The sequence below is a fragment of the Flagellimonas sp. 2504JD4-2 genome (assembly GCF_053642935.1).
This window is the reverse complement of the sequence record NZ_JBSIOV010000001.1, coordinates 399,513-419,250: the sequence shown is the minus strand read 5'-3', so window position 1 is coordinate 419,250 and position 19,738 is coordinate 399,513. Positions and strand designations below refer to the sequence as shown.

19 protein-coding genes are annotated in these 19,738 nt (G+C 38.4%); 1 reads left to right on the top strand and 18 read right to left on the bottom strand.

Translation table 11 applies throughout. From position 1 onward, the window contains the following. The first annotated feature begins 39 nt into the window (after positions 1-39). A complete protein-coding gene (locus tag ACULLH_RS01895) occupies positions 40-261 on the top strand; it encodes a DUF6341 family protein (protein WP_454087031.1) in 222 nt (73 codons plus the stop codon). Here ACULLH_RS01895 and purD read toward each other — a convergent pair. From purD to ACULLH_RS01805, 18 genes are all read right to left on the bottom strand, one after another. Further along, positions 256-1,527, bottom strand: coding sequence for a phosphoribosylamine--glycine ligase (purD, locus tag ACULLH_RS01890; protein ID WP_454087030.1), 1,272 nt, complete (start codon positions 1,525-1,527; stop codon positions 256-258). The genes ACULLH_RS01895 and purD overlap by 6 nt on opposite strands. Before the next feature lie 58 nt (positions 1,528-1,585). Continuing rightward, positions 1,586-2,572 (bottom strand): UDP-glucuronic acid decarboxylase family protein, encoded by a 987-nt coding sequence (locus ACULLH_RS01885; protein ID WP_454087029.1) that lies wholly within the window; start codon positions 2,570-2,572, stop codon positions 1,586-1,588. Beyond that, positions 2,569-3,720: a glycosyltransferase family 4 protein gene (locus tag ACULLH_RS01880; protein WP_454087028.1), complete on the bottom strand. Its 1,152-nt coding sequence runs from the start codon at positions 3,718-3,720 to the stop codon at positions 2,569-2,571. The genes ACULLH_RS01885 and ACULLH_RS01880 overlap by 4 nt, the downstream gene beginning before the upstream one ends. A gap of 31 nt (positions 3,721-3,751) precedes the next feature. Beyond that, positions 3,752-4,603, bottom strand: coding sequence for a polysaccharide deacetylase family protein (locus tag ACULLH_RS01875; protein WP_454087027.1), 852 nt, complete (start codon positions 4,601-4,603; stop codon positions 3,752-3,754). After that, a complete protein-coding gene (locus ACULLH_RS01870; RefSeq protein ID WP_454087026.1) occupies positions 4,603-5,367 on the bottom strand; it encodes a methionyl-tRNA formyltransferase in 765 nt (254 codons plus the stop codon). Before ACULLH_RS01870 ends, ACULLH_RS01875 begins: the two co-directional genes overlap by 1 nt. A gap of 2 nt (positions 5,368-5,369) precedes the next feature. Then, positions 5,370-6,071, bottom strand: a complete 702-nt coding sequence (locus tag ACULLH_RS01865; protein WP_454087025.1) for a WecB/TagA/CpsF family glycosyltransferase — start codon at positions 6,069-6,071, stop codon at positions 5,370-5,372. Positions 6,072-6,144: 73 nt separating this feature from the next. Then, positions 6,145-7,158 (bottom strand): polysaccharide deacetylase family protein, encoded by a 1,014-nt coding sequence (locus ACULLH_RS01860; RefSeq protein ID WP_454087024.1) that lies wholly within the window; start codon positions 7,156-7,158, stop codon positions 6,145-6,147. Then, positions 7,145-8,986 carry an asparagine synthase (glutamine-hydrolyzing) gene (gene asnB / locus ACULLH_RS01855; RefSeq protein WP_454087023.1) on the bottom strand — a complete coding sequence of 614 codons (1,842 nt, stop codon included), beginning with the start codon at positions 8,984-8,986 and terminating at the stop codon, positions 7,145-7,147. Before asnB ends, ACULLH_RS01860 begins: the two co-directional genes overlap by 14 nt. Positions 8,987-9,012: 26 nt before the next feature. Then, a complete protein-coding gene (locus ACULLH_RS01850) occupies positions 9,013-9,921 on the bottom strand; it encodes an O-antigen ligase family protein (protein WP_454087022.1) in 909 nt (302 codons plus the stop codon). A 358-nt stretch (positions 9,922-10,279) separates the two neighbouring features. Continuing rightward, the gene (locus tag ACULLH_RS01845) at positions 10,280-11,329 is read right to left on the bottom strand and encodes a glycosyltransferase family 4 protein (protein ID WP_454087021.1); all 1,050 of its coding nucleotides are present in this window, start codon (positions 11,327-11,329) and stop codon (positions 10,280-10,282) included. Between the two features lie 26 nt (positions 11,330-11,355). Then, a complete protein-coding gene (locus ACULLH_RS01840; RefSeq protein WP_454087020.1) occupies positions 11,356-12,198 on the bottom strand; it encodes a sulfotransferase domain-containing protein in 843 nt (280 codons plus the stop codon). Continuing rightward, on the bottom strand, positions 12,195-13,166 hold the full coding sequence (locus ACULLH_RS01835; RefSeq protein ID WP_454087019.1) for a lipid II:glycine glycyltransferase FemX: 972 nt from the start codon (positions 13,164-13,166) through the stop codon (positions 12,195-12,197). Before ACULLH_RS01835 ends, ACULLH_RS01840 begins: the two co-directional genes overlap by 4 nt. 4 nt (positions 13,167-13,170) lie before the next feature. Beyond that, positions 13,171-14,193: a D-glucuronyl C5-epimerase family protein gene (locus ACULLH_RS01830; RefSeq protein ID WP_454087018.1), complete on the bottom strand. Its 1,023-nt coding sequence runs from the start codon at positions 14,191-14,193 to the stop codon at positions 13,171-13,173. Continuing rightward, positions 14,190-15,431 carry a hypothetical protein gene (locus tag ACULLH_RS01825; protein WP_454087017.1) on the bottom strand — a complete coding sequence of 414 codons (1,242 nt, stop codon included), beginning with the start codon at positions 15,429-15,431 and terminating at the stop codon, positions 14,190-14,192. The genes ACULLH_RS01830 and ACULLH_RS01825 overlap by 4 nt, the downstream gene beginning before the upstream one ends. Beyond that, a complete protein-coding gene (locus ACULLH_RS01820) occupies positions 15,418-16,158 on the bottom strand; it encodes a polysaccharide deacetylase family protein (RefSeq protein ID WP_454087016.1) in 741 nt (246 codons plus the stop codon). The genes ACULLH_RS01825 and ACULLH_RS01820 overlap by 14 nt, the downstream gene beginning before the upstream one ends. Beyond that, positions 16,155-17,027 (bottom strand): sulfotransferase domain-containing protein, encoded by an 873-nt coding sequence (locus ACULLH_RS01815; RefSeq protein ID WP_454087015.1) that lies wholly within the window; start codon positions 17,025-17,027, stop codon positions 16,155-16,157. Before ACULLH_RS01815 ends, ACULLH_RS01820 begins: the two co-directional genes overlap by 4 nt. Position 17,028: 1 nt before the next feature. Next, positions 17,029-18,333 (bottom strand): MATE family efflux transporter, encoded by a 1,305-nt coding sequence (locus ACULLH_RS01810; protein WP_454087014.1) that lies wholly within the window; start codon positions 18,331-18,333, stop codon positions 17,029-17,031. A gap of 147 nt (positions 18,334-18,480) precedes the next feature. Further along, on the bottom strand, positions 18,481-19,734 hold the full coding sequence (locus tag ACULLH_RS01805) for a sulfate adenylyltransferase subunit 1 (protein ID WP_454087013.1): 1,254 nt from the start codon (positions 19,732-19,734) through the stop codon (positions 18,481-18,483). Between the last annotated feature and the right edge of the window lie 4 nt (positions 19,735-19,738).

Here is a 19,738-nt window from a genome sequence, read left to right as displayed (position 1 = left end):
CTTAGGTTTTACTACTTTTGCAAAGTAAATATAGCTAAGATGAGCAAGTTTTTTTACGGCATTGAAGACTTATTTGTAAATGGTCTTTTCGCTCCTTATGATTTCTTCAGATTTATGCAAAACTGGTGGGGTTCCAACTCCGTGAACTGGATTTTCGCCATAATCGGTTTTGTAGCCATGATTTATTGGATGAAGGAACTCAAGATTTTCAATGATAATGGTGAGGAAGACAAGAGCATAAGCTCCCACTCCTACCTATAGGTCAAATCCAAGATCTTTTCGGTAATACATCCCTTCAAAGCTTAGGTTTTCTATGTTTTGATAGGATTTTTGTAATGCTTCCTTAAAACTATTTCCGAAGGAAGTGATGGCAATAACACGACCGCCATTGGTCACAACCTTGCCATCCATAATTTTGGTTCCAGCGTGAAAAACCAAGGAATCTTGGATGTTTCCAATCCCAGAAATTTCCTTTCCCTTTTCATAAGCTTCCGGATAACCACCTGAAACCGCCATTACCGTTGTAGCCGCCCTTTCGTCTATTTCCAAGTTGACCTGATCCAAAGTTCCGTTTGACATTGCCACAAGAACTTCAGCCAAATCCGATTTTAATCGGGGTATGACCACTTCCGTCTCGGGGTCACCCATACGAACGTTATATTCGATCACCATAGGTTCTTCCCCAACTTTGATCAATCCAATAAAGATGAATCCCACATAGGGAAGGTTGTCTTTTTTAAGTCCTTCTACCGTAGGAATAACAATTCGTTGTTCAATCTTATCCATGAAGCTGGAATCGGCAAAAGGAACCGGCGAAATAGCTCCCATTCCACCCGTATTAAGCCCAGTGTCTCCTTCCCCTATTCTTTTATAGTCTTTTGCCGTGGGTAAAATTTTGTAGTCGGAACCATCAGTGAGCACGAAACAGCTCAATTCAATCCCGTCCAAAAACTCCTCGATAACAACTGTGGCACTGGCATTCCCAAATTTGGAGTCCAGTAGCATGGCCTTTAGTTCGGCTTTTGCCTCATCCAAATCTTGAAGTATCAATACCCCTTTGCCAGCGGCTAGTCCATCTGCCTTCAACACATAAGGTGGATTTAGGGTTTCCAAAAAGGCATAGCCTTCCTCCAGATTGGTTGAAGTAAAACTCTGATAGGCCGCCGTTGGAATGTTATGACGCATCATAAACTCCTTGGCAAATTCTTTGCTTCCTTCCAGTTCTGCAGCAGCTTTCCGCGGCCCGATTACCGGAACACCCTTAATTTCTGAATCATTCAGGAAAAAATCGTGAACCCCATTCACCAGAGGGTCTTCTGGACCAACGACCACCAAGTTGATGTTCTCCTTTAGAACCAGTTTTTTTATCTCCCCAAAATCATTTACTCCAACATCAACATTTGAGGCAATTGCAGCTGTTCCGGCATTCCCGGGAGCAACAAACAACTTTTCAACTTTAGGGCTTTGAGATATTTTATGGGTAATCGCATGTTCGCGACCTCCAGAACCAAGGACTAGAATGTTCATCAATCAAAATTTTGGCAAAAATAATTCAATTCAAATATCAGGAGCTAGATATCGGTACTTATTTGCCATTTAAATGTGAAAAATCGCGATGCTCCTTTTGGTGTAATTCTTCAGGAGACAGTGATTTGAAGTATTCGTACACCTTTTTCAAGCCTTCAGAACGATGTACCTTGGGTTCCCAATCCAAAATTTCCTTTGCTCTTGAAATATCTGGCTGTCGCTGTAAGGGGTCGTCCACCGGTAAAGGTTTAAATATGATTTTTTGGTTGGTCCCAGTAAGTTTAATAATCTCTTCTGCGAACTCCAGTATTGTGGTCTCATCGGGATTTCCAATGTTGACGGGTTCCACATAATCGCTCATCAAAAGACGATAAATTCCCTCTATCTGATCATCGATATAGGTAAAGGACCGGGTTTGCGAGCCATCTCCAAAAACGGTCAAATCCTCACCGCGAAGAGCTTGGCCCATAAAGGCGGGCACCACACGGCCATCATTTAAGCGCATCCTAGAACCATACGTATTGAAAATCCGAACTATACGGGTATCCAATCCGTGGTGTCGGTGATAGGCCATGGTAATGGATTCCATGAAGCGTTTGGCTTCGTCGTAAACCCCTCTTGGACCAATTGGGCTAACGTTTCCATAGTACTCTTCATTTTGTGGATGCACCAATGGATCCCCATATACCTCCGATGTTGATGCTACAAGTATTCGCGCATTTTTATCCTTGGCCAATCCCAACAAATTCAGTGTGCCCAAAGAACCGACTTTTAAGGTTTCAATTGGAATTTTTAAATAATCTATTGGACTGGCTGGGGAAGCAAAATGCAAAATATAATCCAAATCTCCTCCCAAATGCACAAAAGTGGAAACATCATGATGATGAAACTCGAATCGTTCCAACGGAAAGAGGTGTTCAATGTTCTTTAGGTCCCCTGTGATGAGATTATCCATCGCAATGACATGATGTCCTTCCGCGATAAATCGATCACAAAGATGTGAGCCTAGGAAGCCTGCTGCGCCTGTGATGAGGGTTTTTTTCAAGTCTTCTTTTTTTTCTTTTTTGCAAGCTTTTCCGGATTTCTCTTTAAAGATTCTATTTTTCTCTTTAGCAAAATTTTCTGCTTTAACGTTGTGAAATTGTAATTATATCTAAAGAAAACATAAGCCAACAAAATAACAACACTTACCAGCATTATTACCATTCCGGTGTTCTTTGCCTTGCTTCCCAATATAATAAACAGTACAACAAAAATTAAATTGAAGCATCCAATTATAAAACTAGCTTGTTTATGGCTCAATCCCCAAAAATCAATGAGCACATGATGGGTATGATTCCTGTCAGGAGAAAAAGGAGATCTTTTATTCGCTATACGAAGGGCGAATACCCGTGCTGTGTCAAACAAGGGAACTATTAATATACTAATTGCAATTAACGGGGCATTTTCCAGTAAAAAAGGTAATCCCTCGTAAGATTCAGGCTTTAAGGCCAAAAACTTTAATGTAAGTATGCTAATAATAAACCCAACGATTAACGAACCTGTATCTCCCATAAATATCTTCTTGCTTGAGGAAACATTAAATCCGAAAAAGGCCAGTAAGCAGGCATTGAGGGCAATGCTGATCAAAGCATAAAAGGGTTCATTCGACAAATAGAAAATTACTGTGTAAATGATTAGAATAACTATCCCTATGATGGAGGCCAGACCATCAATACCATCAATTAAATTATAGGAGTTTATTATTGTGAGCATCACAAAACCACCTATTGCCAAATACAGAAAATATGGTATCTGATGGATATTAAAAAACCCATTCAAGGAAAATATTGTAAAACTCTCATTGATTAAAATAAAAGAAACCGCTATAATTTGAGCTAAAAGCTTAGAGCCTGGGGACAGTACCACCAAATCGTCTTTTAACCCCACAATAAATAAAATTGTCAGCCCCGGTATAATGTACATCGCCTCCTCATGCACATCTCTGTCACTAATGAAAAAGAGTGCCATGACCATAACGAAATAAAAAGCAATACCTCCCAATGTAGGCGTTTTTGACTTATGGGAACTTCTGTTGTTGGGATCATCCATAAGTCTCTTATACTCCACCACACCAATAATTTTAGGAATTGTAAGGTAGGTAAGCAAAAAAGCTCCTATAAAAATAGCAACCGCGGTTTCCAGAAAATACATGATGCTTTCTTAAAAATTAGTGACTATTTTCTCAGTTGTATTTAACAACATTTACTTTGGCCCAGTCAATTTTGTTCGTTGCTGTACGCAAATCTATGAATTCATATTCTCCCAGCCATTTTTTTAATTTATTCCCGCAATTCTTAATCCCATAATATGACTTGAATTTTCGAACAAGACTTAACCCATCGATCATTGGCTGATCTGGGTCAAAGTCACGTGGATGAAAATAGGTCATGATATAGTCTTGCTTGGCACTTGCCCTTCGAATCCAGGCATACGGGAAAAGCCTGAAATACCCTCCGCCGGAAAAAATCATCTTTTTGGAAAGGAATTGGGCCGTATTGATAGGAAACTCTTTAATAGAAATCCCTTTATAGTCTATTATACAAGGTTTGTCCTCTTCAAAACCTGAAATACCCCCATGGGCCCTACTTGCTGGGAAAATAGAGCAATCGTATTCTATACCAGCTTTGCTAAGACTCTCCAACGCCCATAAATTACTTTCCTTAATCGAAAACCCAGGTGCGCGATACGATTTAACCTTCTTTCCTGTAATGTCTTCCAACAACAGAACAGATGTTTTTAAGTCCTCCTCAAACTCCTCCTGCGACATGTCATAGGCTAATTGGTGCAAATTGGAATGAGTCCCGATTTCATAACCCAGGTCATCAATTCTCTTGATTACATCAGGGTATTTTTTCGCTATCCAACCTAAACAAAAAAAAGTGGCCCTTGCCCCAGAATCTTCCAAAATGGCAAATATCCGATCCATGTTTGCATGGATTCTGGACTCGTAATTAACCCATTCCCTCTCTGTTTTGGTAGATTGATTGTCGAGAATATGAAACCATTCCTCTATGTCAAAAGTCAATATTCTCATTAAAAAAATCGTTTGCCTTTTTTCTTGAACTCTTTTATATCCTCTTTTGTGGGGAAGGAAAAATAAGTCTTTTCTTCTTCAGGGTTGTCGATTAGTTGATATCCCCCTTTCATAATCAACGCTATAGCTTCTAGGATGGCGTCCATACCTATTCTCTTGGATATTTTAATCAACTGCTGTTGCGTTAAATTTCCTATCGGAATCTCTTTTTGAACCAAAATGGGACCGCTATCAATTCCTTCATCAACAAAAAAAACACTAACTCCCGTTTTCTCCTCGTTGTTCTTCAACACCCAAAAACTTGGCATAAGCCCCCGATACTTTGGTAAAAGCGCCGTATGAAGATTAAGGCATCCGTGCTTTGCTAAATTAATTAAATCCGTTTTGAATATCTGGTTCCCAGCTATTGAAATTAATAGATCCGGCTCACAAGACTCAATTATTTTCAACGATTCCTTGTTATTCACAGATTTCTCCAACCTTATTTCGGCAATGTTATTTTTTCTCAGCGTTTTTGGAACATTCTTGTTCGGTTGAAAAAAATGGAGCAAATATTTAATTGAATAAAAACAAAAGAATTTGAATCCAAAAATTGACATCGTCTTTTTTGCTTTGTCCAAAAACGACTCCTTTTTACCAAAAGGGGACACATCAAAAAGGACTGCCGAAACAATTTCTGCCCCTACCGGTAGGTTCTTGGCCAAATAATCTATATTCTGGGCAAGATAAAAGGGTTCGTCCTGTGTTAGCAATACAATTCGCATAACTAAATCTTGTTACTAATGACTTTTAATGAAAAGCTGATATAGGTAAGTTGTCTTCTCCAGCGTGTTGGTTCTTTAAGCAATCTATAAAACCATTCCAATCCCATTTTTTGAAAGATAAGCGGGGCGCGTTTCTTTAATCCAGCGTAAACATCAAAACTCCCGCCAAGACCCATGTACAATGCAGGATACCTTTTTAAAAAATCCTCCATTAAATACTCTTGTCTTGGACTTCCCATTGCTACAAAAATAACATCAGGTTGAAGGTCTTGAAACTCTGAGATCAGTTTTTCCCTATCCCCTTGCTCAAGGAATCCGTTCCTAAATCCTTTGATGTTGATCTTAGGAAACTCTTTCTTGAGCTTATCAATGGTTTGTTCTATCACTTCCTGGGAAGCGCCAATAAAATAAAATGATTTTGACATCTGATAGTAGGAAATGATGTCCAGCCAAAACTCCGCTCCAGGAATCTTTACAGAATTTATACCTTTCTTTTTTAGGGCCCAAACCGTACCAACACCATCGGCATAGCCGATATTTTCGTTAATCAACCGGTTAAGTTTTTCGTCCGTTTTATTAAGTTTTTCGGCATTTAAAGCTACAAGAATGCTATTGCGCTTATCAATGAATTTTAAAAAATCCGTCCTTGATAAAAATGCAAAAACCCTTTTGCCGTTGATCAATTGTTTATTGACCTCCATCATATTGAAAATACCATTGCTTTTGATCCAGGCAAAAGTACTATTAATAATATTCTAAGAAGAAGAAACCTGTAAATTACATATTGGTATACGTGCAATACTTGTGCTCCTTAACCGTTCGTTTCAAAAAATGCGTAAGCTTTTTGAGTGAATAAGGGGTAAATGCCTTTGGATGCCCAATGAGCACAAAATTCTGTGGCCCTGTTGCTTTTTGTTTATACTTTTTGAAGGCGCTTGTGATGAGTTTGGATTTATACCCGTCAATAGAGACCACAGAATAGGACGAGAAGGTCATTAATCGCAAAACCTCCTTTTTTGACATAGCAATTGCGGCACCATCACCATATGAAACATGTTCAGGACGCTTTTTGATTTTTTCAAGTGCAAATCTCCAAAAGAAAGTTGGACGCACTTTAATCGAGCTTATAGGGATTTCTTCAAAATCGCCATTGGTTTCAATACTAACAAGATCGGTGGAAAACCTGTATCCCGTGGTATACTTTGGAACTTTTCGAAAGTCGAAAACTTGTTTTTGGGATTGATAATATCCTTCTGGATAAACCGTGCTATCTTTTAATATACCATTGGCTCTTAAAGCTTTTCCGATCGGTTCAAAAGGTTGGGCGGACCAACCACCAGCCCTATAGGCAACAGGGGATTTACCCGTAATTTTTTTTAGGATCTGAGTATATTCTGTAACTATTCTGAGGACCTCTTGCTCATCAAATTCAGCTAATTTATATCGTTTGGTGTCAAATATCCATCGGTTCCCATCAAAACGGGAATCTTCCCAATGTGGGTGTACATGGAGTTCAATTCCATGTCCGTTCTGAGATAGATATCGTATCTGGTCCGTAACCTTATCGTAGTCTTGTTTCAGCCTTGGAAATTCATCCATTTGCCTTTCCAGCGCAATGAGATATCCAGAATCAACAAAACACGTGAACTTGACGTCAAGCGGCTCAACAATATCCAAAAGCGCTTGTGTCGGCTCTATGATGCACTGCTCTACGGAACCGCTTTTGGAACCGAAGAAAAGTTCGTAGTCTAGGGTAACGAAGATGTTCATCCTTCCTTTACTTGAGTTCAAAAAAGTTATTAAGCCATGTTGCTATTGAAATTAACAAAAATATATGCCTCTTATCATATCCCGATGATGGGTCTGAGTAGTTCTTGAGCAATTTTTGAACCTCATTCAAATCAAAATGATTCGAAAAATTTGTGTTTTTTTCCAATAATACCTCCCTAAAATGATCATTTTCGTTTTTGAACCAAGCGTCAATTGGAGTCATAAATCCTTTTTTTGGCCGGTTAATGATTTCTTTTGGCAAAATCTTTTTCGCCAATTTTTTGTGAATCAGTTTGGAATTCGAAAGAGAAAGTTTATAATTTAAAGGCAGGCTGTTAATATACTTAACCAACTCCAAATCAAGCATTGGCACCCTGGCCTCCAAACTGAAATTCATAGTGATCTTGTCGGTGTACATCAATAGATCATCAGCTAGGTTCATATGCAAATCCAAAAACATCATCTTGTGTACGTTATCACAGTTCTGTGGTATCACATGATTTGCCATTGATGTCAAAAGTTGATAAGGCACATCGAAATTTGTTAGTCCGGTCAGGGCATTAATGTCTTGGGAGGTATATACTTGCGAGCTAACAATGAATCTTTCATAAGGATTCTTTTCTTTAAATATTTTAAATCCCCTTCTCAGTTGTTGGGTGTTTGCGAAGCCTTCAAGGTTTCCCAAACCTTTATGAAGTACTTTGGGAATCTTATTATATAAAAGTTCTCCCCTATATTTAGTATATCCGGCAAGTGGCTCATCGGCCCCCTGACCTGTGAGCACCACGGAAACATGATCTGAGACCAACTCGGATAAGAAATACATCGGAATTACGGAACCTGTTGCAATTGGCTCTTCAACAATGCCAATAATCTTGTTCAGGGTGTTTTGAAAGTTTTCAAAATTAATTTTTTTGGAATAATGCTCGAGGCCTATAAACCTCGCTGTTTCATTTGCCTCTTCTATTTCATTCTCATTTTGATTGCCTTCAAAACCAATAGTAAAAGCCTTTAATTTTGTCTGGGAATACTTCTGAGCATAATGTGCAACCATCGCCGAATCTATGCCTCCGCTCAACATCAAACCAACATCCACATCTGAAAGCAATTGACTTCTTATTGCTGTTTCCAACTTATGCTCATACCCTTCAATTGCTTCCTTAAATGAAATTTTGTCATTTTGAATATACGTTTCCAAGAAGCTTTTCTTCTCCAGGGTCAGAACATCTTTCGATAAATCTATTTCTATTACTTCTCCTGGGTTTACCTTGTTCACATTGTTTAGCAGGGTTAAGGGGGAAGGAGTATATCTTAGCCTTAACAAACATGCGAGAGCATCGCTATTAATTTCTTTTTCGTTTGAAACTTGGATTATTGGCTTTAGTTCTGAAGAAAAAACCAAACCATTGTCTTTAAAACAATAGTATAATGGTTTTACACCGAAAGGGTCTCTTACCAAAAACATTTTTCGCGCGGTAATATCCAGATAGGCAAAAGCAAAAATCCCATTCAGGCTATTGACCGATGCCACACCCTGCTCAGCCAATAAATTTACAATAGTTTCCGTATCGGATGTTCCCCTAAAAGCAGCACTAATTCCCTTTCTTAATTCTCTATGGTTATAAATTTCGCCATTGAAAATAATTCTCTTCGAAGCCGATGCATCGGTCATGGGTTGATGGCCTCGCTGCGATAAATCTTGAATCGAAAGTCTTTTATGGGCCAAAATTATCCTATGCGGGCCCACAGATAATGTTTCCATTCCCTCATCATCTGGGCCACGATGCTTTATTAATTGCAATTCCCTGTTGTCAAATGACAAATTTATCGACCCTAATATTCCACACATAAAGCGCTAAAGTTTCAGTTATTATTTTACTGTTGTCCAGATACCTCCTGTTGTCCATTTTCACTTACTTCATAGAAATAGAAGAATGTATTTAGCAAAGAGAAAAAAACAATTCCAAAATGGCGTTCAAAAATATTCTCCGTACAACAGGTAATTATTATTATTGACAAAAAGCCAAGATATAAGGTGTCTCGTTCAGAAATGGCTTTTCGCGCAGATTTATAAAAAACGATCATAAAAATCAAAAAAAGCAATACCCCTCCAGTCAACAACCATCCTACATATTGATTATGAACATTGTATTTGTTCTCAAAGGCTTGAGCGAGTTGATTTTCCTTATAGCAATCCAACAATTTCTGACTTGATTCATAGTTGCTTCCATAACCAAACAACCATTTTTCCTTGAACATTTCCAATCCGCAGTTATTCATCAAAATTCTCCTCTTCACGGAGGCATTATCTCCCGGATTCTTTCCATACTTTGCATATTCAAATTTCTTGGTAGGATTAAAAACCGTATCCAACACGCGTTCTTTGATAATTGGTATCTGTGTGAGCAACACTCCTGAGAAGATAATAGTGCCCAAGAAAACGATCAACCCTTTTTTTGAGAATCTTGCGATCAGAAAGAACAATAACATTACAATGGCAACAACGATTTGAATTCTACTTCCAGAAAGTACCGTAATCAGCAAGGACAAAACTATCATGCCATAGGAAAGGGTGCGATTTGAGCCATTATATTTTTTTAATGAAAGAAGTAAAAACAGGATAATAAGATTGTTGAGAAGCCCCAAATAAGTGGCATGAATATCAAAATACTTGAGCAACCCTCGATAGCTAAAAAAATACCAGTTGATTCTCGAAAAATCAGGATACCTTGCAACCTGCCTAACAAAAGCCACTACTAGAATCAGTATGTTATAGGAAAACATCAAATAAGAAAATAGCCTCAATGTCTTTTGTCTGGATATGGCAAAATTGGGCCTTAGGAATACAAACAAAATAGGAAATATCAGCAAGGGAAGGCTCCTAATAATAAACTTGGATTCTATTTCAACATTTAGAAATATTGTACTTACTAAAAGAAATATGAATGGTGAGGACAACCAAATGGCCTTTTGAAAGTCTTCTTGTTGTGACGAGGTTCTTTTCTTAATTAGCTGGAAACCAACATAAACCAAAAACAGTATTATACATATGCTGCTAAATGAAGATTTTAACACCAGCGAAAACAAAATAGCGCACAACCCAAACTCAACAGCACTTATATTTTTAAACATTAGTCCTATTCTATGCATCACCTAAAGACTTTAGTTGAATGTACAAGTCTTCCGCCACTTTTTTGGAATCATATTCTTGTGCAGTTTCCAGCGCATTCCGGGACATCAATTTTCTTTCCTCCTCAGGCATTTGCAAGTAATGTAGCAACTTGTTATAAAGTGCCGAATGACTTCCCACTTCAAAAAGATATCCGTTGAAACCATCTTTAATGTACGTTTTAAGCCCCCCTATATTGCTCCCTATTACAGGAATTCCACATGCCATAGCTTCCACACCGACCAACCCAAGGCTCTCATACAATTTTGTCGGAAATACATTAACGTCCAATTGGTTTAGATAATTTGGTAATTCCTGATGGGATACCGCGCCAACGACCTCGACATTTTGCGTGATCATAAACTCCCCGAGCCTGTCCATAAGCTCAGCGTGATTTGTTCCACCACCTATCATAATAGCTTTGAATGGTATATTTTGTTTCTTCAACAGTGACAGTGCCTCTATGAAAACTTCCCATCCTTTTCCTTCTGAAATCCTTGAAAAAAAACCAATAACAGGAATGTCGTTTTCCGGAGATTTGGGCACAGGCGAGAACAACTCGGTGTCAACCCCACTAGAGGGAGAAACAATAATCTTATTTTTATCGACAGCATGCTCATCAACCAGAAAATCTTTTAGGAAATTGGACGGAACAATGAAAAGGTCAGCAGCCGACAATACCTTACTCGATAGCAATTTGGGTTTCCCGTCCAGGTCAATTAAAAATCCCCCGTGGAAATTTATTATCAACGGAACTTTAGGTCTAAGCTTTTTGAAAAGATATAGAGGGTGGATTGCTATTGGAACATAGTGTAGATAAATCAAATCATATTGTTTGAACTTAAAAAGGTTGAAGCAAATAGAAAAAAAGAAGTCTAAATATTTAAGCCCTTTACGAATTTTATTTCTCTCTAATCCCTTTATCAGGCTCTTAACCTGAAACTGCAATCCTAGATTGGATAAATTCAACTCAAGGTTTCTTACAAAAACACCATAATAGGGAGTTTTTGAAGTTGGGTACATGTTAGATATCAAAAAGACTTTAAACACTATATTTTATGGATTTCCCAGTTACTTGTATCAAAGCCAAATTCTTTTTCAAGGGCTAAAGCATCGTCGATTAAATCGTCTTGCAATATTTTTTTTTGTTCCGGCGTCAACTTATAATCTTCTTGACTAATGCCTTTGCCACCGTACTTACCAAAAACCAAACGAAGCTTATCTTTTGCAATCTGCGGTATTAGCGGTGTAAGACGTAGTTTTCTTAAGATGTCCCTTAATAACCTATATGATCTAAAGCTTTGGCCGATAGCCGACTTCTTTTCATTATGAAGATAGGAGGTGTCAAAGTCGAACTCATCCAACTCTAGAAACTTTGAAATCTCGCTCATCACATTATCTATATCGGCTTTCATCCTAGCGAAATCAACCAATAAAAATTTGTCCCGATCAAAATGGTTAAGGTATTTCTTAAGCTGTTTGTAGTATTTGGAAGATTCAACAATTCTAGTGTCCAAACATTCATAGATCGGCCTTATGGAATCCCTGTCAATCAGGAATTGATGGGTTTGCGACTCAATCTTTTGAAAAGGGTCCCTTAAGATATAAATGAATTTGAAATCATAGCCTGAGGCTTTCATGTTCTCTGGAATGTTCAAGAATCCATCCTGGGTATAATCTGTAGTGGCATCAATCCCATATTCGTGGACTTGTTTGTCGTACCCAACAAATTGTTCCTCGTACCATTCCAAGCCTTTCTCCCAATTTTTTATATGCCCGAAGAAGTTTGGCTCCTTTTTAAAGCCTCCCACAACCGCAGGATGCTGTCTTATATATTCATAAAGGCTGGAAGTTCCTCCCTTTTTAGTGCCAATAATTATGCAATATTTCATTTACCTTGTCTTTGTACTTGATCAATCGGGTCGCCTTCGTACCGTTTCCTTTTTAGCAAATAACTTAAGTATATGCCCAAGTTCATAATTCGGTATTTCATAGGTTTAAAAATAACCTTGAATGCGTACCCTTGCTTTAAATCGGGGTTAAAGGATGTCTTGAATTTTTGAATGTTATAATACTTTGAGTTTGGTGAGGGGTCAATACGAGCTCCGACAAAGTCGTACGTACTTACGCCCATGTCCCTTAATTTCTTCATAGACTCAAACTGCAAAAAGTTAAGAGCGCCCGCATGTGGTCTGGCCGCACTTCCACCAAAAAGATAATAGGCCGTGCTATCATCAAAGGGGATTCCAACTATTCCTTGAATTGTTCCGTTATGGACAGCTTTGAGGATCAAGAATTTGTCTTTTAGCCCTTGCTTCAGTTTTTTAACATAGTCAAGGCTTGGGGCCAGAAAGTCCTCACCTTGTCTTTTAAAAGTATGTTGCATTAGTGTCCAAAGCTCCATATAGTCTCCTTCTTCGACCTTTACTCCTCCCTTAAAGGCCCTTCTTACCATATTCCTGGTTTTGCTTTTGATGGAAAGCATCAATTCTTCATCAGATAATTGAATATCCTTTTGATAGCTTCCCCATGGAATCGAGTTCGCATTATCCGGGGCCGAATTGAAGACCGCATTGGATTGGGCCTTTGCAACCATATCAACCTGTAATTCGTTCTTTATCAAATCAATTGCATTGTTTAAGAACAATTGCTCTTGTTGTGGCGTTGTTTTTTTGCCCCTGGATATAACTTCTGTAGTGAAAATAAGCCTCTTAAAAATATATCTTTTGTCCACAATAAATGGAAGGACAAAGTCATTGTCGCAAATCCAGCCGTACTGATCTGATCTGCAATCCAAAAAAGCTTTTTTTGCAAAAACAGGTAATTGGCCATCATCAATATTGTCTACAACTTCCATCATTGATTTACTTGATAAGATTTACTGTCCAAACCACATCAGAATATCCCACATAAATTGGATACAATATGAATGGCACTGGACCGGTTAGATTATTGTTGAATTTATTTGCGTATTGTTCAAACTCTTGAATATTAGTTTTATCGTAAAGAATCCTAAGTTGAATAATATGCAACTTATGGTACCAAGGGTTGCAATAGGTGTAATGATTTTTCATCGATGGTTGATCCATAGAATAGGCGCTCCAGCTTCCAAGGTCATATCCTCGTATTTTATCTTTCAAAACCCCTGTAAACTTAACAAAAAGCTCCCTTGCTTCATTACTATTTAGAATTTCATATACATCATTTAATCCAAGTAGGGCGTAGTTATATCCATTTAAAACATGAACCGCAGGACTGGTAGGGTACTCCTCAAGAAAAACGCCAAAGTCAATATCCGAACTCATCACCCCCCCCTCATTGATGTCTTTTGAAAATGGTTTAAGCCCATTGATCGATGCTACTAAAAAAAGAGAATCCTTGGTAACCTCATATGCCCTGGAAAAAACCGAAAGGGCAAGTCCTTGGCTCAAAGCTGAATACCAGGGAGGATCTATTTTCTTATCAAGGGTAGATAAAGGAACTCCAAACGGAATTCGCCCCAAAGAATCTTGATTTTGTAGTAACCACTTTGCATTTGCCAGAAAAGACCTTAATGCCATGGTGTCGGTATTATTATTTGCCTTTTGCAAATCTCTTAAGCTTGCTAGTCCTATAGCGGTTGGGCTGTAAAACACTTCCTGACCTTTGGTAAAATTGGTCTTCTTAGATCTGTCGGTCATATATACTCCATTCTGATCTTTGACCAACGCTTTTTCGTCTTTATTGAATATAAACGTAATCGGGTAATTTTTGGAGTATGCTCCAGATTCAATTTTTTGTTCCTCGACCTGCCACTTTTTGTGAATCCCAATAGACCTAAAGACCAATGAGATAACATATAGAAACAATAGGACGAAAAATATCTTTTTTATTCTGAATCTCTTCATTGCGTTTTCTTTTTTTCCTGGGTTTTTAATCCCAGCAAGAATATTGAAGCCAAAACACCTGCGACAGTGGGACTATAAAATACATGTCCAGCCATATACCCATGTAAAAAAGCCAAGGAGACAACCAGCGCAATTGAATAGTAATAGATGTTCTTTGTGTTCCACGCTCTTAAAATGATTTTAACATAAAAAAAAGCATAGGCCGAGATTAGAGCCCACAATAGAATTAATCCATAAGCCCCTTTTAAATCATGGTAATCACGCTCAACGTAGGCGCCTTTTTCAAATTTTTTCCCCTTTTCCCCGCTGGCATACGAGACAAAATTTTTGCTAAAAGAGCTTATCCCCTCTCCAAAAACGTTTTTTGCGGTAGGCCTTTCATCAAAATATTGAAGAGACCATTCGGTCACATCAGATCGCACTCCCTTGGACAAGATCTTTTCGTATTTATTTATAAAATAGGGCGTGCTTTGAATTACGCGATACAAGGCAATGGAAGAACTTATCACAACTATAACCGAAGCAAATACGATCACAATTCTTTTGATCAAGCCCATCTTGGCCATAAAAAACTCGACCAATATATATAAGCCCACCACTAAAGTGGAAACCATCATCCCGGTAGTTGTTCCCAAAAAAATAAGGGACAAATACCCGATAAGCAACCATAACCAGTGAATGTTATATTTGGTTCGGTTGAAAAGGAAGAAACTAAAGAGGAGTAATATGGAAATCCCGATGTCATTGGCTGCCAAAAAAAAGGATTTGGTGCCAAATCCCCATCCATCATAGGCCGGGATTCCAATTTTTGTCAGAAATGAAAAACAGATTAACCCTGAAGCCACCTTAAAGTAAAGTTTTAAGCAGTGCCCCACATAATCTTTTTTTTCTTTGATTTTAATGCCAGACAAGACCCCCAATATCACAAAAAAATAGGTGGCCTTTGACAAAAAGGAGAATTCATAAACAAAGTCGAATTTCTCATCTAGAAAAAACCAAATACCGCAATGAAGAAGCCAAAAGGGAACAAAAAACTCCATAAAGCTCAAGGACTTTCTTCTTAGTAAATAGATAACTCCCAAAAACCATAACAATCCTCTGTAAACCTTACCAATGGAAAAGTCCAATTGAATCATTTCAAAAACACCCATCAAGCAATCTATGAGAAGCGGAACAAAGATTACCGCAAACACCAATTTTTTATTGAAGTATTCTTTGCTAATTCTAATTTGATGCACTTTTAAAACCTTTCCTAATTATTCCCCAAAACCCACAAGTCTTTACCGCCGTTTCGTATAATGTGGGCGTGTCGGATATGCAAATTCTCTTAAGCCTAAACAGGTCGGTCTGTTTGGAATTAAATCCAAAATCAACCGTAACCGCATTGGAATAACCAGCTTTTCTGGCCAATTCAGTATCCCTGGGTGTATATCTTCCGTAAGGATAGGCAAATGAAGTTATTTGCTTTCCCAGTTTCGCCTCAAGATCTATCTTACTCCTTCCTATTTCAGTTTCCGCGTTTAGATCAGAAGTTTTTTTAAGGTCTGGATGGGAAATCGTATGAGCCTGTAAATCATAAACCAAATTGGCCCGGTCAAAGTCTTTTTCGTTAAAAAGTGGATAGCCGTCCAGTTGATTTCTATCTGAGCATACATAAATGGTCGGAGAATTCTTATGTTCTTGAAAGATGTCAATTAATTCCATATTGCTTTTTCTCCCATCATCAAAGGTGATAACTAAAGAATAGGGAGGTAATTCCGAGGGGTTTGCATGCAATCTATGTCCAATATATTGGTCCAAAGTAATCACCTCGTAATGTCTGTTCAAGAAGCTAACTATTCGGTGTGCATTATCAAGGGGAAGCTCATGAAAAAGAAGAATGGTCACTTTGTTTTTTTGAAACAGGAGTCTAAACAACATATGTAGCCTGAGCCCAAAAACAAATTTAAAAGCAAGTTCTTTCATTTTGGCCAATATTCAATTTTACTCCCTAAGAATGATTCAAGACTTTTGATGTCCAATGCATAGACTTCATTCATAAGGTAGTTATAAAGGTCTTTACTTATTCCTTCACTTACTGTATTTTTTTCATTAAATTTCTTAAAAATTGCCCTTATCCGCTGTCTGTATTTAAATGAGGGCACCATAAACTTTAATATCTGTCTTAAAGCGTTTTGGTCTTCAGAATAAAACATTCGGTGCAATAATTTGCTTTTAGGCGAAAATCTTGGATTGGAACGTGTTTTCGTATCCAGTTCAATATCTGTTTCCACGCCCAAAAAAGCAAGTAGTTTGTTGATTTCTTTGTCAGGTGAATCACTTAAATTTTCAAGAAATAGTACTTCAACGTTCTTCTGGCCAAAAAGTTGGATATATTTTTGCAAATGTTTGAAGTAAAACCCTCTTTCTATTATGGAGGAATATAGGGGCATATTTTCATCAATTTTACCCTTTTCAGCATAGTACTTGTTCAGGTCGAGTACTTCATCCGCCAAAGTTCTTTTTTGATGGAGGTATTCGGAATAGGCTCTTTTTGCCGGATTCCTAAGGATAACGGCTATTTTTACGTCCTTCCCAAAGCACTCAAATATTCTGCTGGCAGCCTGTTGGGAGTATAAATAGGTCGCTGAAACCTCACCTACTATTTTCTCATTCGTTAGTTGGGTGAATTTTTTTTGATACCACTTCATTCCTTTACCATAGTTATCCTCACTGTCAAAAAAATGAAAGTCCTTTTCATCGGGTAGGTAAATATTCGGATGTTGGACTAAAATATCGTGCAACGTGGTTGTGCCTGATTTAGCAGCTCCAACAGTTAAAAAATTAAGTTTCATACTACAACGAAAATAGGTAATAGGACTTTATATTTAACTTGGTTTTTATGTATACGGCACTGGAAATGTTCCATACTGCCATGGCCATAATCGTCGCGAGGGCCCCACCAAGCATTCCCCATATAGGGATAAGCACCAGATTTAGCGCCACATTCACTATAAGTGCCAACACCAAAAAGTTCTTAAACGTTTTTTGATGTCCTGTCATCTGCAAAATTACGCCTACTGGACCGCAAATCGCATTCACCAATTGACCAACGCAAAGAAGCACTAGTGCCGCAGCACCAATTAAGAATTCCTCACCGAAAAAAGATAGAATGTAATTCCTGAAAACAATAATAAGAGCTATTGTCATTAACGAGAAAAAGAAATTGACTTTTGCCGTTATTCCAATCAAATTTTTGTACTTGGGAATTTCCCCTGCGTTATAAAAGGATGAAAGTTTTGGGGCTAAAATGGAATTCAATGAATTTAACCCAAAGCTGACCAATGTGGCAAGCCTTACAGCAATACTGTAAACCCCGACAACATCTTTACTCTCAAATAGGCTTAGAATTATGGTGTCTGCCCACCCCATCATCACTACAATGGATGCAGACAACATCATGGGAAGTGAATCCTTTGTAAAGTCAATCAACTTGAGCCTTGCTCCGGCGCTGAATCGGTTGTTCAATATTGGCCAAATTCCGATAGTCAATAATACTGCACTAACCAAGAGCGCTATAAGATAAGCTTTTACAGGTGCATCCTCCGAGCGGAATCCAAACACATAATAAAGCACTAGAATTATAACTAAAGAGAATAAAAACCTGGAGGTGTTGGTGTAAAACGAGAACTGCGCATTCTTTTTATCTGCCCTGTATACACTCGAAGCCACTGAAATAAATACCCAAATCGGAATCGCAACCGCCGAAAAACGAATATATCCAATGTTTTCGGTGGAAACCCCGAACCAATCCGCAACATGCCCTTCAAAAAGCACGATCAGGGCCATTAAAATAAGTGCGGTCAAGGTTGAGGCCCCTATAGCTTCCCTGAACAGTATCTTGTTGGCTTGTTTAATAGGAAATAAACGAACAAAATTTATATCGTAGCCAAGCTTGGGAACGATTGAACCTATCATTATTATTGATATGGAAATTGCCATTAGCCCATTAACCTTGGCGCCATATTTATGGGCCAAAAACCACATAAATGCAAAACTGCATAGCAGTCCGACTGCTTTTATCAGAAAAAAAGAACCTCCTTTAAAAAGAAGTTCTTTAATGTCCGTGTCCCCTAATAGTTTTTTTATCCTAATGAGCACGTTTCTTTTTGGTTTTGAGGTGGGATTATTTTTTACCTATGATGTGAATGGTCTAGCCATATACTTACAAGAGCACAAAATTAGAATAATACGTTATATAATTTGGAATGCAAGATTGTGCAAAAACCGCAAAGCCACAATTATATTCTAAACTATCATCCCGGCCGCCACTGTCTCATTGGTGCTCTCATCCACCAATATAAAACTTCCGGTGGTTCGGTTCTCCCTGTAAGCGTCAACCAATAATGGCTTGGTAGTCCTGATTTTTACTTTGCAAATATCGTTCATGCTCATTTCCACATCCTCTGGCTTACGGTTCAAGGTATTGATGTCAATTTTATAGATGACTTCCTTAATCATAGCCTTTTGTTCATTGGACGTGTGTCTGATAGTATATTTTGCCCTAGGTTTGGCAGGGTCATTGTGCAACCAACAAAGCATCGCTTCGACATCCTGTCTTGGCTCAGGTTTATTGTTTGATCGCGCGATCATATCTCCACGGCTTATATCGATGTCATCTTCGAGTGTTATGGAAACGGACATAGGTGCAAAAGCTTCATCCAGTTCTCCACTGTTGGTGTCTATGGATTTAATTTTTGAGGTAAATCCTGAAGGCAAAACGGTTATTTCATCTCCTTTGCGAAACACTCCGCTAGCAACACGCCCGGCGTACCCACGATAGTCTCTATATTGCTCACTCTGTGGGCGCAACACTGTTTGAACCGGGAATCTTGCATCCACCTTGTTAATGTCGCTGCTAATGTGCATGGTCTCCAGCGTATGAAGCATAGGAGCTCCCTGGTACCAGTCCATATTTTCAGAGCGGTTTACCACATTATCACCAAGTAAGGCACTGATCGGTATAAAACGAACATCTCTGACCAATAATTTTGAAGAAAATTCCTCGAACTGGCCAATTACCTTGTTATATGCCTCTTCTTTATAATCAACCAAATCCATTTTATTGATGCAGACAATAATATGGGGTATCTGAAGTAATGATGCAATAAACGCATGTCGCTTTGTTTGCTCGATCACCCCATGCCTGGCATCCACCAAAATAATCGCTGCATTAGCAGTGGAGGCACCGGTAACCATGTTTCGGGTATATTGGATATGACCAGGAGTGTCGGCAATGATAAACTTCCTTTTTGGTGTGGTAAAGTAGCGATATGCTACATCTATGGTAATTCCTTGTTCACGTTCATCCCTTAGCCCATCTGTGAAAAGTGCCAAGTCCACTCCTTCGTGGCCTTTTTGTTTACTAGTGTTTTCAATGGCTTCCAATTGATCCTCAAAAATAGATTTGGAATCATAAAGGAGGCGCCCGATAAGGGTACTCTTTCCATCATCTACACTTCCGGCGGTTGTAAAACGCAATAACTGATTGTTGTCTAACATCTTT